Consider the following 12910-nt stretch of genomic DNA (forward strand, 5'->3'; position numbering starts at 1 on the left):
CTGCTGTGGAAATGTAATATTCATCGCTGAGAGGGACGTTCTCACTAGCCGCGAACGGAGCAGTAGATGGCGGATGACTTCACCGCGATGGATTTCTTCAAGGACGGACGTCTGGTCGAGGATCCATATCCGTACTTCGACGCGCTGCGCGGGCAGTGCCCTGTCATGCGGGAGCCGCACTACGGGGTGACGATGGTGACCGGCTGGGAGGAGGCCGTCGAGGTCGCCAGCAACGCGGAGACCTTCTCGTCGTGCGTTTCGGTGACCGGGCCGTTCCCCGGCTTCCCGGTGCCGCTGGAGGGTGACGACGTGACCGAACTGATCGAGCAGCACCGCGCCGAGTTGCCGTTCAGCGACCAGTTGCCGACACTGGATCCCCCCACGCACACGGATCATCGTGCGCTGTTGATGCGGCTGATCACTCCCAAGCGCCTCAAGGAGAACGAGGACGCCATGTGGGTGCTCGCTGACCGGGTGCTGGACGACTTCCTGGCACCGGGCGAGGGCGAATTCATTAAGGGCTTCGCGGGCCCGTTCACACTGCTGGTCATCGCCGATTTGCTCGGCGTGCCCGAAGAAGACCGCGAGGAATTCGTCACCGGCATTCACCGCAATGCGGGCGGCGGCGTCGGTGGCACGGGCGAAAAGTCGCTGGCGCACAGCCCATTGGAATTTCTCTACGGCACGTTTGCGCAGTACGTCGAGGACCGTCGCCGTACGCCTCGCGATGACGTGTTGACGGGTCTGGCTACTGCGACCTTCCCCGACGGGTCCACGCCGGATGTGACCGACGTGGCCCGCGTTGCTACCAATGTGTTCTCGGCGGGTCAGGAGACGACGGTGCGGCTACTCGGCGCAGCGCTGCAGGTCATCGGGGAACGTCCCGACATTCAGGAGAAGCTGCGCAATGACCGCAGCCTGATCCCGAACTTCATCGAAGAGGCGCTGCGCATCGAAAGTCCGGTCAAGGGCGACTTCCGGCTGTCTCGTGTTAGCACCAGCGTGGGCGGAGTCGAAATCCGCGCCGGCACAACGGTAATGGTCGTCAATGCCGCCGCCAACCGCGATCCCCGCCGGTTCGAGAACCCGGAGACCTTCGAGCTTGCCCGCAAGAACGCACGGCAGCACATCTCGTTCGGACGCGGGATTCACAGCTGTCCGGGTGCACCGCTGGCCCGGGCCGAAACCCGAGTGGCCATCGAGCGTCTGCTGGACCGGACCGCCGACATCAAGATCTCAGAACGCCAGCATGGCCCGGCCAATGACCGTCGCTACCAATATGTTCCGACCTACATCCTGCGCGGCTTGACTGAACTGCACCTCGAATTCACGGCAGGGAGCGCTCAGTGAAAGCCAGGGTCGACGAGGATCGCTGCCGCGGACACGGGATCTGCACCACGATCTGCCCGTCGGTGTTCGAGTTGAACGACGATGGCTACTCGACGGTGATAGTGCCCGAGATACCCGCCGAGTTCGAAGATGCGGTTCGTGATGCGGTCAAAGAGTGCCCAGAACAGGCCATCGAGACGAGTTAAGGAGCTGTCGCTATGTCCAAGGGATACGTCATCCTGACCGAGGCCATCAAAGACCCGGAGGGGATGAAGGCGTATGCCCGGGCGGCGGGAGGAGCGATGGCCGGGGTCAACATTCTCGCGGTGGACGCGGCTCCCAAGGTCATCGAAGGCAGCTGGCATGGTGACCAGACCATCGTGCTGGAATTCGAGTCGGTGGATGCGGCCCGCGCCTGGTACGAGTCGGAGGGCTACCAGAAGGCGGCGAAACTGCGGCAGGCCGCGGCCGACTGCAATGCCGTCATTCTCTCCGGTTTCGACATGCCGACCACGCCTGGCTAGCAGCTAACCGCGGAGCTCTTCTCGCGGGGCTCCAACGTGACACTGAAGCAGTGCCAGAAACCGAATGGACGGTCGCGCCACGTGTGTCACAGGAGCCACCCTGAACGGGCGGTGCATCAATGTGCCCGCCTCGCAGCGACAACGGGGGATCCAATCCTTGAAGATGTCGACGAGTTCGTCACTCTCGATACTGTAGCCTGCTCCGCCACATGCGTCACCGCGAATAGTGATATTTCGCGATGCCCACCTACGAGGGACAACGAAATCGGTTGTCTGAGCCTCGTTTGACGGTTTGCGATGAACGACGCGGTGCAGCTTGGGAACTGGAGCATAGGCGGCCGGCGCGCTACGCTGCACGGCTCTGCCCCATGAGCGAGCGGGCGTCGGAGTCCGTCTCGGACGCAGAGAGCGGACCTGTTGGACGCCGCGCGATGCCACACATCGGATTGGCACGAATGTTGGCATTGCGCTACCCGACGAGTTTGTCGCTGATAGCCGGGCGCATTGAATATCCCGGCTTTCGCGGTACTCATGTGGCAGACAGCGACTTCCGTGCCGTGAGTCAACAGTTCACCACGCGCCTACCTGCGTGCAACGCCATTTGTCGCCACGAGGCGGGCACATTGCCACATCCCAAACTTCTTGAGAAGCCTGGTGAAACTGAGACGGAACGGAATACCCGAAATCAGCCCGGCCGGTTATACTGGCGGCAATACTGTTAGTGTTACGGTATGGCTGTGCAGCTCATTGCTGGGAGCGAGACCGCGTGATGGCGGTCGCCGGGCCGGTATTCGATCCGTTTTCCGACGAGTTCTTCAACGGACCCTATGAGACATATCGCCGGATGCGAGCCGAGGCGCCGGTTTATTACAGCGAACAGTATGACTTCTACGCGTTGACGCGGCATGCGGATGTCGCGGCGGCGTTCAAGGATTTCGAGACGTATTCGTCGGCTTACGGCGTGGATCTGGCGATGGTGCGAACGGGTCAAAAGCTCCCGGCGAAGATGATCATCTCGATGGACCCACCTGAGCACCGGCAGATGCGCAGCCTGGTGAACAAGGTGTTCACCCCACGGGCGATCATGTCGCTCAAGCCGATGGTGACCGAGCAAGTCGAGCGGTTTCTGGCGGCAGTCGATCCTAGCGACTTCGATGTCGTGCAAGACTTTTCGGCGTTGTTTCCGGTCGAGGTGATCACCCGGATGCTCGGCGTGCCCGCCGAGCACCGCCAAAAGGTGCGGCTGTGGATCGACGCATTGCTGCATCGCGAGCCGGGCCAGATCGAGATGTCGGAAGCTGGGGCCCGGGCGATGGCCGACGCCTGGATGATGTACTACGAGCTCATCGGACAGCGGCGGGCCGAACCGCAAGAGGACATGATCAGCGGCCTGATCGCCGCGGAGATCGAACGCGACGACGGCGAGAAGACGCGCTTGAAGGGCTCCGAGATCGCCGGATTTGCCACGCTCCTGGGCGGCGCGGGCGCCGAAACCGTGACCAAGTTGATCGGGAACGCGGCAACGGTGTTCGCCCGCAATCCCCGGCAGTGGCAGATGCTGCTCGAGGACCGCAGCAAGGTTCCCGCAGCGGTGGAAGAATTGTTGCGCTACGAGGCGCCGTCGCAATACAACGTCCGCCGTTCGATGAAAGATGTACAGCTGCACGGCATCACCATCCCGGCGGGCAAACCTGTCTTTCTCGTCGGTGGCTCGGCCAATCGCGACCCCGAAGCCTGGACCGATCCCGATACGTTCGACATCGACCGCGACCGCGCCGAGGCGCAGAACCTAGGGTTCGGATACGGGATTCACAGCTGCCTGGGCGCGGCGCTGGCGCGGATGGAATGTGTCATCGCGCTGGAGAAGATGCTGGAGTTCATGCCCCGCTACGAAGTTCGCTGGGAGAGCTGTCAACGCGTCAGCATGCAAAACGTCGCCGGCTGGTCACATGTCCCCGTGCGGGTGCGGTGAGGGTTCGCGAGCTCAATCGTCGATGTGCGTCGGTGGGTCGGCGAAGCCGAGATCGCCAGGGTGCTGGTCTGGACCCATCACATCGCAACGCTTGTCGGGCGCCAGGAAGGAGCTGGCGCCGCGATAGCTCAGTTGGGCGACGGCCACGCAACGTTCCCAGCTGCCATCAGGCTGGACGGGTCCGTCGCACTTGCTGATCACGGGTCCGCCGTACTGGCAGCCGGCGCTGGCCGGCGGCGCTGCGCCGATCAGCGCTGTCGCCGTCAACAGGGCGGCCAGTCCTCCGACGATGCAGCGCTTCATGGTCGTCTCCCGTCACGTCGCCGCTGAGGCGTTGCCGAGGGCGTGGGATGGCAAATGCCGTCGACGGCCCAGCCGGCAACCAATGACGCTACCGCCTATGTAACGGATTTTTGCTGTCTTTGCGGTCGTGATCCGAACCCAGTATGCCGAGCTCGGCACAAGGCATTTGAGGTTTGTTGCAAGTCGGGAACCTAAACCCCTTTACGAGTCGTGCGCCCCGCATCTCTGGCGGACCTAGAGCAGAGTGATCGCGACAGATATACCGAGTTGATCAGTGGCACTGGCCAAGTGGCTGTCGACGGTGATCACGGCGGCGGAGTGTTCGGCGGCGACAGCGACATACAAGCCGTCGTAGATCGAGATGTTGTGCCGCCAAGCCCAGGCGGTGCGCAGGAGCAGTGCATCAGGAAGTACGTATTCGATAGCGAGCGCGGTGACGGCGTCGGCGGCAGCCTCGGCGTCCTCAGGTTCCAATTGCTTTCGCAATACGGCCTTGTGCAGGGTGCGTAGCACCTCGCCTGGCATGTGCGCTGGCGCGAGCCAGCCATCGTCGCCCTCCAGGGCCGCGCGTGCCGCGTCGGCTTTGGGAGTGCTGCTTGTGAGCGCCAACACCAGCACGCCTGCGTCCACCACGATCACAGGAGGAAGCTCACCCGTCGCGGTCGGCGCGGATGACGGTCGCCACTTCCTCGGCTGTCATGGTGAGACTGCGATGACCAGCCAACGCCTCCAAGAGCTGCCGGTTGCGTTGAGCCTGGTACTCCCGTTCCAACAGCGATCGCAGATACGTTTGGGTGGACTGACCGCGCGCCTCGGCGCGGGCCGCCAGCGCGTCGCGAACTTCCTCGGGGACATCTTTGATCTGTATCGCAACTGCCATGGCCACAAAGTATCACATGCGCATGCCATGCACATGCTGCATGTTTTGGTAAAAGCCTCAAGTATCGCCGGACACCGGTGGGGGTATTACCCGATGCGAGTCACCTGACGTGTTCCAAACCACCGCGACAAGCCCGGCAGCTACTCCGTCATTGACAGCGCCTGACGCGGGCACTGGCGGATCGCCTGCCGCACGTCCTCCTCGGTCTCGGGCGTGACGTCCGGTTTGAGAATCGTCAGATTGTCGTCGTCGCCGAGATCGAAGACTTCCGGATTGATGCCCATGCAGACGCCATTGCTTTCGCACAATCCGTAGTCGACTTCTACTTTCACCGAATCACCTTCACCGGAACGTTCTGCCATCCCGCGACGTTTTGCATGTGGACGCGTTGCAGGCCATCCCAATTCACTTCGTAGCGGGGCATGAAGTCGAGCAACTTCTCCAACGCGATCCGGCTTTCCATCCGGGCCAACGCCGCGCCAAGGCAGCTGTGAATCCCGTACCCAAGGCCGAGGTGCTGCGCCTGGGTCTGGTCGCGATCGATGTCGAATGTGTCGGCGTCGGTGAAGGCGTCGGGATCCCGGTTCGCCGCGGCGCCGATCAAAAACACCGGCTTGCCGGCGGGAATCGTTCCACCGCTGACGTGAGCCTCTTTAATGGTGTAGCGGACGTTGTATTGGACCGGCCCTTCGTACCGCAACAGCTCTTCCACCGCCGCCGGGACCTTGCTCCGGTCATCAAGCAGCTTCTGCCATTGGTCCGGGTTGCGGGCGAAGATGACCGCCGCGTTGCCGACCAGCTTGGTCACGGTTTCGGCACCCGCACCACCCAAAAGCACTGCGAAACCGGTGATTTCGATATCGTCAAGTTTACGCATTTGGCCGTCATCGCCCGGGATCTCCGCGGCGATGAGCCGGCTGATCATGTCCTCCTGCGGCTCCTCGCGCCGCTGCTGGATCAGGCTGAAGTAATACATCGCGCTGTCGAGGTTGGCCTGCATCCCAGCTTCGCTCCACCCGACCTGTCCAGGTTCGCGGTGCAGGCTGGTGTCGATCCAGTGGCGCACTTGCTGACGAAATTCCTCCGGCACTCCGGCCATCCTGGTGATGACCTCGACGGGGAATGGGCCGGAGAAGTCTTGGACAACGTCAAACTGATCGGGATTGGCCGCACCCAAGTACTTCTCGACCAGCTCGAGGACGGTCTCCTTCTGGGATTGGATGGCCCGCGGGGTGAATGCCTTGTTGAGCAGACTGCGCATGTGGCGATGGTCGGGCGGATCCATGAAGATGATCGATTTCTGGGGCACCTCGCCCGAACGCACCATCGCCAGGTCGCAACCACGAGCCGACGAGTAGGTCTCGAAATCCTTGAATGCGGCCGCCACGTCTTCGTGTCGCGTCAGCGCGTAGAAGTCTTCTTGCTCGTCGTAGTACAGCGGCGCGTCCTCGCGCATCCGTCGGTACGTCTCGAAGGGATTGGTGAAATAGTCCTCAGAGAACGGATCGAAGACAACCTTCGGTTTGGTCATTGCATCTCCTCAGCAGCGGCCCTGCGGCTGGAATCGTTACGACGGAAGGCGTGACTGTAACGCTAACGGTAAATCATTCGTGGCGGGAATGAAACACCCATTTATCCTTTCGACGCCGCGTCGATGACCTTGTCGAGGACGCCGAGGTTACTGCCGAGTTCGGTTGCGATACTTCTGGCTATCGCGACATCTTTGCCCACGAATTCACCGGCCATCTCGGTGAATGTGGCGACGGAACCGCCACCGGCGATCAGGTCCAGCACGCGGCTGGCTGCGCTGCCGTGCGGAAGTGCGGACAGCAGCGTCGACTCCGGCACGCCGAGGCGCCGCCCGAGCTCGACGGACTCGGACAGCAGCCCGATGTTCGCGGCGAACAGCGCGTTGTTGACCAGTTTCACCTTTTGCCCGGCACCCAACGGGCCGACGTGCAAGACCGGATCGCCGTAGCAGCTCAACACCGGACGCACCCGAGCGACTGTGTCATCGGCTCCGCCCACGAACACAGTCAATTCACCGGCCGCGGCGTTGTGCGGGCCACCGCTGACCGGGGCATCCACCACCTCGACATCTGATGAGGCTGCGATCGCTTCGACGGTGCGCGGACTTCCGGTGGTATGTACTACCAGGGTCGAACCGGCTGCCATCGTGGCGGACAAATTATTGTCCAGACAAATCTGGCGCACTTGCTCGTCGCTGAAAACACAGACCACGACGACGTCGGCGCCGGCGTTCAACTCGACTACCTCGGACACGCCCGTCGCGCCCAATTGGGTGATGGCGGCCCGCTTCTCGTCGGATCGGCCTAATGCTCGGACGTCATGGCCGGCGTCGACGAGGCGACCCACCATCGGCCGTCCCATCCGCCCTGCACCGATGAAGCCGATTTTCACCGTGGGTGGTCCATCAGGGTCAGAGTGGCGTCGGCGGCATCGAGCACGGCCCCGCCGGGAACGGTGGCGGTATCGGCAAGGTCGGCGACCAAGCGGGCATCCTTCTGCAGCAGTGCGCCCGCGAGGCCGGCAAGCCGATCCAAACCGCCGGTGTCACCGCCAAGAACATTGAGCGCGAAGCTGTTCCCGCTGCCGCGCGAGATGACCTCGGTGAGACGGTCCGGCAACACGCCGAGTGCCTCGCCGAGCGACAGCGCGCTGGCCGCGGTTCCGAGGTTCGCGGTGAACAGCAGGTTGTTCAGCAGCTTGGTGGTTTGACCAGAACCCAGATTGCCGAGGTGCACGACGGGGTTGGCGTAGGTTTCGAACACCGGACGGCAGCGCTCGACCACCTCCGCGTCGCCGCCGACCATCACCAGCAGACGACCCTCCTCGACGGCCGGCGCGCCGCCGCTCACCGGGGCGTCGATTACCGAGACACCTTGTGCATCGGCTCTTTTGGCCAATTCACGGCATGTCTTCGGATGTACGGTGCTGTGGACGGCGATCACGCTGCCCGGTTTGAGTCCGGCCAGTAGGCCGTTCTCGCCACCGGTGATTTCTTCGATGTCGGCGTCACCGACGACGCACAGGCAGACAAGGTCGCTGGCGGCAGCGAGCTCAGCCGGCGACTCGGCGAGCTTGGCTGCGGTGTCGCCGAACGGCTCGAGCGAGGCAGGTCTGCGTGCCCACAACGTCGTTGGATATCCGGCTTCGACGATCCGTCTGGCCATGGGTGCGCCCTGACTACCCAGCCCGATGAATCCCACCTGCATTAACCGGCCTCCAAATCAGCTTGGGTAGCGAGACATTCCTCGACGAACGCAAAGACCTTCTCGTGATAGGCCGCGGCGCTGTGACCGAGGCTGAGATTATGTCCCGCGTCGGGTTGTTCGTTGATCTCGAACCTCGGTGCGGCGGAGAACAGCGCAGCGATCTCAGCCAGCGCCGCCGGGTCGGACTGCCAGACCTTTTCGTGCTCGGCGACGCTGAACTGTACGGGGATGCGCACCTGGGCGGCTACGCGCGGGAAATCGTGACGGGGCCAGTCGGTGACCATCGCGGCCTCGTACGGTGCGCCGGTGGCGGCGTTGGTGATTCCGCCCACCACTTCGGCGGGATACAAATGCGCCGGGTGCCACAGTAGTTCACGCAGTCCGGGTGGCCGGTGCGTAGGGCTGGCCGTCTTCAACACCTCCCGGGCCGCGGGGTGGTAATGAAGACCGGTACCGGACATCTCTATGCCGAGCAGACCGTGACCGCGGTCATCGGCGGCCATCCGCAGCGCCAACTCGCAGCCGTTCGAATGCGCCATCACGAACAGCCCGGCCCCAGAGGGCCGTTGGCCGAGGATGCGGTCGACCGCGCCATACGCCAGTTGGACCCGTTGCTCTGGTTCTGCCAGCGCCTCAGGATACGGCGCGGAACTGCCGTACCCGGGTCGGTCGAGCGCAATCACGGTGAAGCCGAGCGCAGCACCGGTGCGCAGCAACGACAGCGCTGGATGGCCAGGGCAGTCGAAATAGGCGGCGGTGGTGCCGCCGCCGTGCAGGGCGATGACCGTCGCTCGTGGTTCTGGTGCTTCGGCGACAAGCGCGGACATCGGCACCCCGTCGACGATCACCACCCTCGGGCGGAGGCTCATGCGCCGCTCCTCCTCATCGCGCTCCGCGCTCTGCATCGTCGCCGGCGCGGGCTCATGCGTCCGTCCGTAGCAGCAGAACGCCGCTGGGCGTCAAGCCGCCGCTGCTGACCACGCCGACGCGGGCGTCGGCGACCTGCCGATCGCCGGCTTCGCCGCGCAGTTGGCTGACCGCTTCGTGCAGCAGACCCATGCCGTGCGTGCGACCATGTGACAGCTGACCGCCGTGGGTGTTGAGCGGTAACTGGCCATCGCGGGCGATGTTCTTGCCGCCGTCCAGAAACTCGCGGGCACCGCCGATCTCACAAAATCCCAATGCCTCGATCCAGGACAGACAATTCATCGTGAACCCGTCATAGAGCTCGGCGACATCGACCTCATCGGGTTTCAGCGATGTGCGCGACCACATGTGCGCCGACTGGCCCAACACCTGCGGCTCATGAGTCAAAGTGCTCTGGTCCCAGTCGATTCGCTCGATGATCTGCGTTCCCACCGCTTCCACCAAGACCGGCGTCTTGGGCAGGTCGCGGGCGGCATCAACGGCGGAGACGATGACGGCGATCGCCCCGTCACACGGCACATCGCAGTCGTAGAGCCCGAACGGTGTGGTGATGGGCCGCGCGTCCAGGTAGTCCTGCATGCTCATCGGGGAACGGTAGACCGCCGACGGATTGAGTTCGGCATTGGCGCGCTGGTTCAACGCGATCCAGCCCAGTGTCTCTTTCGTGGTCCCGTAGCGATGGAAGTGGCGCTGTGCGTTCTGCGCCAAGGTGTGCGCTGCCGAGGTCGCGCCGAACGGCATCAGCCAGCTGGTCGTACGTCCACCGGGTGGCGCGATCTTGCCCTGCTTCATCAACTCGTTGTAGGTCGCTTCCCACAGCGTCCGGAAGCACAACACGTGGCGGGCCAATCCGCCGGCGACGGCGAGCATTGCGGCGATCACCGAGCCGCCCGGACCGAACGTCTCGATGCCCCCGTTGTGCCACACCGGCCGGATACCCAGCGCCGCCTCCAGGGCGGTGATGCCGCCCTCACCGAACCCGCCCAGGTTGCCGCCGCCGGGATAGGTCGACAGGCCGTCGATGTCGTCGAGCGTCAAACCGGCATCGGCGACGGCGGCTTCGCAGGCCTGCACCGTCAGCGCCAGCGGCGGCACCATCAGCCGGCGGCCGATCTCCGACATGCCGATACCGGTGAGGGCGACCTTGTCCTCGAACTTCTCCTGCGTAAGCATCGGCCGGACATGCTCACCGAAGCGCTCGGGGGCGATCTCGTCGACCGGCAATGACGTCGCGGCACCCTCGACGGGACGAAACAACGGTAGCCACACGTCGTCGACCTGCTCGAAGACGACCTCGACGGGCTGGCCCAGCTCCAGTCGATCGGGGTCGCAGTCAACGATGTTGGTGGTCAACCGAACCCGCGGATCTTCATCGATCGCTACCTGCGCTACGACATATGGAGCCGGCAGATCGGGGAGGCTGAATCGATGATTGATGGTGAACCCTGCCAGCGTCGCGCGACCGGACACTGCCCGCACACCCATCTGGTGTGAGCGACAGTACCGGCACACCGGTGCGGGCGGATGGATCAGCGCCGCGCAGTCGGTGCACTCCTGTAGCCGCAAGGTGCCGTCGGCGCCTGACCTCCAGAAGAACTCATTCTCCGCCGTGATCAGCGGCAGTGGTCGTCCGCTCAACGTGTGAACCCCCACTCGGCTTCATTCTCTTCGGTTTTGAGGTCTGCGGCGGGATCCTCTGCGCAGTCCGCCGGCGGACGGCTGTCGTCGGGCCTACGCTCACCGATCTCCATGATGGCGTGTACGGGGCAGTCCATCAGGGCGCGCATCACCGCGTCGTGGTCCTCCTCGGCGACGGTGCCGTCGCCGATCAGGGACGCGTATCCCCAGTCGTCGAGCGAGAAATACTGCGGCGCATGCTTGGCGCAGATGCCGAACCCGTCGCAGATGGTGCGGTCGAGGCGGATCTTTATGCGTTCGCTCATGCCGGCTCCACCTCGTAGGGCCGCCGGGCTTGGAATGCGTCGGCTTGGCATGCAGCGCAGCCGTTTTCGCGATGCCGTTCTATAGCGTGCGGAAACTGGTCGAGAAGCGTTGCCGTGACATTGCAGGCGGCGTCCAGCGTCGCGCAGGCGCCGCGGCCACGCAGCACCACCGACCAGCGCCGCAGCCGGACCAGGTCTTCGTCGGTGGCGACACCGTCGCGCAGCGCACCGGCGGCGGCTGCCATCGCCGCGGTGCCGTTGAAACATGAGCCGCACTGCCCGGCGTTTTCGCGATCGAAATAGGCCAGCACCGAGGCGGCGACGGCCACCGCGCAGTCATCGGTGAGCACCGTGACGGCGCCGGCGCCCAAGCCGATGCCCAACCCGCGCAGCGTCTCGTGGTCCATGGTGGCATCCAGTACGGTGCGGTTGAGCAGGCCGGCGAAGTAGCCGCCCATCAGCGCGCCCTTGACTTGGTCGGGCGAAACACCGTGCAGCGCAAGCAGGTCGGGAAATGCAACGCCATGTGGAACCTCGTAGAGACCCGCGGGCCGCCTGGCCCCGGTGATCGTCATCAAGAAGGTCCCGGGCGACAGCGCCGTGCCCTGCGCGCGAAACGCTGCCGCGCCGTGCCGCTGTAGGTAGGGCAGATTGGCCAGGGTTTCGACATTGCTCACCAGCGTCGGGCGTCCGCTGACTCCCTGCTGGAATGGTCGGGGAGGCTTGTCGGTCGGCTTGACCGGGCCGCCGTTAAGTGCGCGGATTGCTGCGGTCTCTTCGCCGGCGACATATCCGGGATCGACCACCCGAATGCCGACGCTGATGTCGCCCAGCGTGCCGGTGCCAATTTCGTTCAGGGCGGATTCAACGCTGCGGGCCGATTCCGGATCGGACATGTACACGTAGACCTGGTCGGCGGCCACGATTGCCGCGGCCAACCGCAGCCCGTCGAGAATCAGGTGCGGCCGGTTGCGCAGCAGCCATCGGTCCTTGATCGAGGCGGGTTCGCCCTCTTCGCCATTCGCCACGACAACGGTGCCGGCTCCACCGCGTCGGCCGTTGTCCCGCACCGCGAGTAGCTTGACTGCCAGCGGATAAGCGGCGCCGCCGCGGCCCAGCAACCCGCTGCGTTCGACGTCGTCAAGCAGATCGTCGGCGGACTCGAGGTGACGGTAGCCGCCCGATTCTCGATATGCCGCAAAGTCTTCGCGCCCCGGGTGATCGCGCAGCAATCGCGGTTCGCAGCCGGGCCAAATGGCGACGGTGACGGCCGATGCGGTGGCAGTAGTTTCCATCAACCCTCCATCGCTAGGCTGGTGGGCATGCGAACCGCGGTGGTGCGGGTAGGTGTCGACCCGTTGGGTGCGCTCACACCGGCGCAGTTAGACCAGGGCATGGCCACGCTCCTGGAGCTCGTGCAAGCAGCCGGCGCCGACATGCTGGACATCAGCCTCGGCGCCATGCCGATCGGTCGTCGCGAGGTGCAACTGTTGATCGCCGGCGATGATGTCGAGGTGGTCAAGCAGACCGCAGTCGAGCTGTGTCGCAAGGCGTTCGGCACCGATCCGGTTGCCGGTGTGGTGACCTACGTCAGCCGGGGAACCGACGACGATGCGCACGGCGTACTGGCGGGATTCGGGATCACCGGCGAGATCGAGCGCGTACCGGGGGACGATGGATTCGACGTTGTCTATGTGACGCTGCGGCAGGCCGACCTGGACCGGATGCCGGAGAGCCGTATTCACACCGCACTGGAATCCGCCCTCAACTCTGAGGTCCACATTCTCACCACGTAG

The 12910-nt window shown here is 64.2% G+C and carries 15 protein-coding genes and 1 pseudogene; 5 read left to right on the top strand and 11 right to left on the bottom strand.

Translation table 11 applies throughout. The features are described 5' to 3' along the window. The first annotated feature begins 66 nt into the window (after positions 1-66). The 4 genes from AC5Y5W_RS02015 to AC5Y5W_RS02030 all read left to right on the top strand — a co-directional run bounded on the left by AC5Y5W_RS02015 (position 67) and on the right by AC5Y5W_RS02030 (position 3825). The gene (locus AC5Y5W_RS02015; RefSeq protein ID WP_500008815.1) at positions 67-1350 is read left to right on the top strand and encodes a cytochrome P450; all 1284 of its coding nucleotides are present in this window, start codon (positions 67-69) and stop codon (positions 1348-1350) included. Then, positions 1347-1535: a ferredoxin gene (locus tag AC5Y5W_RS02020; RefSeq protein ID WP_500008816.1), complete on the top strand. Its 189-nt coding sequence runs from the start codon at positions 1347-1349 to the stop codon at positions 1533-1535. Before AC5Y5W_RS02015 ends, AC5Y5W_RS02020 begins: the two co-directional genes overlap by 4 nt. A 12-nt stretch (positions 1536-1547) precedes the next feature. Further along, on the top strand, positions 1548-1853 hold the full coding sequence (locus AC5Y5W_RS02025) for a DUF1330 domain-containing protein (protein WP_500008817.1): 306 nt from the start codon (positions 1548-1550) through the stop codon (positions 1851-1853). Between the two features lie 769 nt (positions 1854-2622). Next, complete coding sequence (locus tag AC5Y5W_RS02030; protein ID WP_500008818.1) at positions 2623-3825, top strand: cytochrome P450; 1203 nt, start codon at positions 2623-2625, stop codon at positions 3823-3825. A 12-nt stretch (positions 3826-3837) separates the two neighbouring features. Here the strand turns inward: AC5Y5W_RS02030 and AC5Y5W_RS02035 are convergent, their stop codons facing one another. From AC5Y5W_RS02035 to AC5Y5W_RS02085, 11 genes and pseudogenes are all read right to left on the bottom strand, one after another. Further along, entirely contained in the window at positions 3838-4128 is a 291-nt protein-coding gene (locus AC5Y5W_RS02035; protein WP_500008819.1) for a CDGP domain-containing protein, read from the bottom strand. A 234-nt stretch (positions 4129-4362) separates the two neighbouring features. Further along, a complete protein-coding gene (locus AC5Y5W_RS02040; RefSeq protein ID WP_500008820.1) occupies positions 4363-4767 on the bottom strand; it encodes a type II toxin-antitoxin system VapC family toxin in 405 nt (134 codons plus the stop codon). 10 nt (positions 4768-4777) lie between these two features. Continuing rightward, on the bottom strand, positions 4778-5008 hold the full coding sequence (locus AC5Y5W_RS02045; protein WP_236981335.1) for a FitA-like ribbon-helix-helix domain-containing protein: 231 nt from the start codon (positions 5006-5008) through the stop codon (positions 4778-4780). Between the two features lie 140 nt (positions 5009-5148). Beyond that, entirely contained in the window at positions 5149-5370 is a 222-nt protein-coding gene (locus tag AC5Y5W_RS02050; protein WP_500008821.1) for a ferredoxin, read from the bottom strand. Continuing rightward, on the bottom strand, positions 5337-6539 hold the full coding sequence (locus tag AC5Y5W_RS02055; RefSeq protein WP_500008822.1) for a cytochrome P450: 1203 nt from the start codon (positions 6537-6539) through the stop codon (positions 5337-5339). Before AC5Y5W_RS02055 ends, AC5Y5W_RS02050 begins: the two co-directional genes overlap by 34 nt. 101 nt (positions 6540-6640) lie before the next feature. After that, a pseudogene (locus tag AC5Y5W_RS02060) lies at positions 6641-7456 on the bottom strand (NAD(P)-dependent oxidoreductase); the annotation flags it as partial. Then, complete coding sequence (locus tag AC5Y5W_RS02065; RefSeq protein WP_500021963.1) at positions 7426-8244, bottom strand: NAD(P)-dependent oxidoreductase; 819 nt, start codon at positions 8242-8244, stop codon at positions 7426-7428. The gene AC5Y5W_RS02065 and the pseudogene AC5Y5W_RS02060, both read right to left, overlap by 31 nt. Then, a complete protein-coding gene (locus AC5Y5W_RS02070; RefSeq protein WP_500021964.1) occupies positions 8244-9113 on the bottom strand; it encodes an alpha/beta hydrolase in 870 nt (289 codons plus the stop codon). Before AC5Y5W_RS02070 ends, AC5Y5W_RS02065 begins: the two co-directional genes overlap by 1 nt. 52 nt (positions 9114-9165) lie before the next feature. Next, a complete protein-coding gene (locus tag AC5Y5W_RS02075) occupies positions 9166-10809 on the bottom strand; it encodes a thiolase C-terminal domain-containing protein (RefSeq protein WP_500021965.1) in 1644 nt (547 codons plus the stop codon). Then, positions 10806-11102 (bottom strand): ferredoxin, encoded by a 297-nt coding sequence (locus tag AC5Y5W_RS02080; RefSeq protein ID WP_500022044.1) that lies wholly within the window; start codon positions 11100-11102, stop codon positions 10806-10808. The genes AC5Y5W_RS02075 and AC5Y5W_RS02080 overlap by 4 nt, the downstream gene beginning before the upstream one ends. Before the next feature lie 8 nt (positions 11103-11110). Beyond that, positions 11111-12409, bottom strand: coding sequence for an NADH-ubiquinone oxidoreductase-F iron-sulfur binding region domain-containing protein (locus tag AC5Y5W_RS02085; RefSeq protein WP_500021966.1), 1299 nt, complete (start codon positions 12407-12409; stop codon positions 11111-11113). Between the two features lie 27 nt (positions 12410-12436). On the opposite strand from AC5Y5W_RS02085, the gene AC5Y5W_RS02090 reads away from it, so the two are divergent. Continuing rightward, positions 12437-12910, top strand: coding sequence for a hypothetical protein (locus AC5Y5W_RS02090; protein ID WP_500021967.1), 474 nt, complete (start codon positions 12437-12439; stop codon positions 12908-12910).

It is taken from the genome of Mycobacterium sp. NGS51 (assembly GCF_059812525.1).

Bases quoted from the DNA above. Each gene is read 5' to 3' on its own strand.
- AC5Y5W_RS02035 (WP_500008819.1), bottom strand. From the start codon at position 4,128: ATGAAGCGCTGCATCGTCGGAGGACTGGCCGCCCTGTTGACGGCGACA.
- AC5Y5W_RS02025 (WP_500008817.1), top strand. From the start codon at position 1,548: ATGTCCAAGGGATACGTCATCCTGACCGAGGCCATCAAAGACCCGGAG.
- AC5Y5W_RS02055 (WP_500008822.1), bottom strand. From the start codon at position 6,539: ATGACCAAACCGAAGGTTGTCTTCGATCCGTTCTCTGAGGACTATTTC.
- AC5Y5W_RS02085 (WP_500021966.1), bottom strand. From the start codon at position 12,409: ATGGAAACTACTGCCACCGCATCGGCCGTCACCGTCGCCATTTGGCCC.
- AC5Y5W_RS02090 (WP_500021967.1), top strand. From the start codon at position 12,437: ATGCGAACCGCGGTGGTGCGGGTAGGTGTCGACCCGTTGGGTGCGCTC.
- AC5Y5W_RS02015 (WP_500008815.1), top strand. From the start codon at position 67: ATGGCGGATGACTTCACCGCGATGGATTTCTTCAAGGACGGACGTCTG.
- AC5Y5W_RS02045 (WP_236981335.1), bottom strand. From the start codon at position 5,008: ATGGCAGTTGCGATACAGATCAAAGATGTCCCCGAGGAAGTTCGCGAC.
- AC5Y5W_RS02070 (WP_500021964.1), bottom strand. From the start codon at position 9,113: ATGAGCCTCCGCCCGAGGGTGGTGATCGTCGACGGGGTGCCGATGTCC.
- AC5Y5W_RS02030 (WP_500008818.1), top strand. From the start codon at position 2,623: ATGGCGGTCGCCGGGCCGGTATTCGATCCGTTTTCCGACGAGTTCTTC.
- AC5Y5W_RS02050 (WP_500008821.1), bottom strand. From the start codon at position 5,370: ATGGCAGAACGTTCCGGTGAAGGTGATTCGGTGAAAGTAGAAGTCGAC.
- AC5Y5W_RS02065 (WP_500021963.1), bottom strand. From the start codon at position 8,244: ATGCAGGTGGGATTCATCGGGCTGGGTAGTCAGGGCGCACCCATGGCC.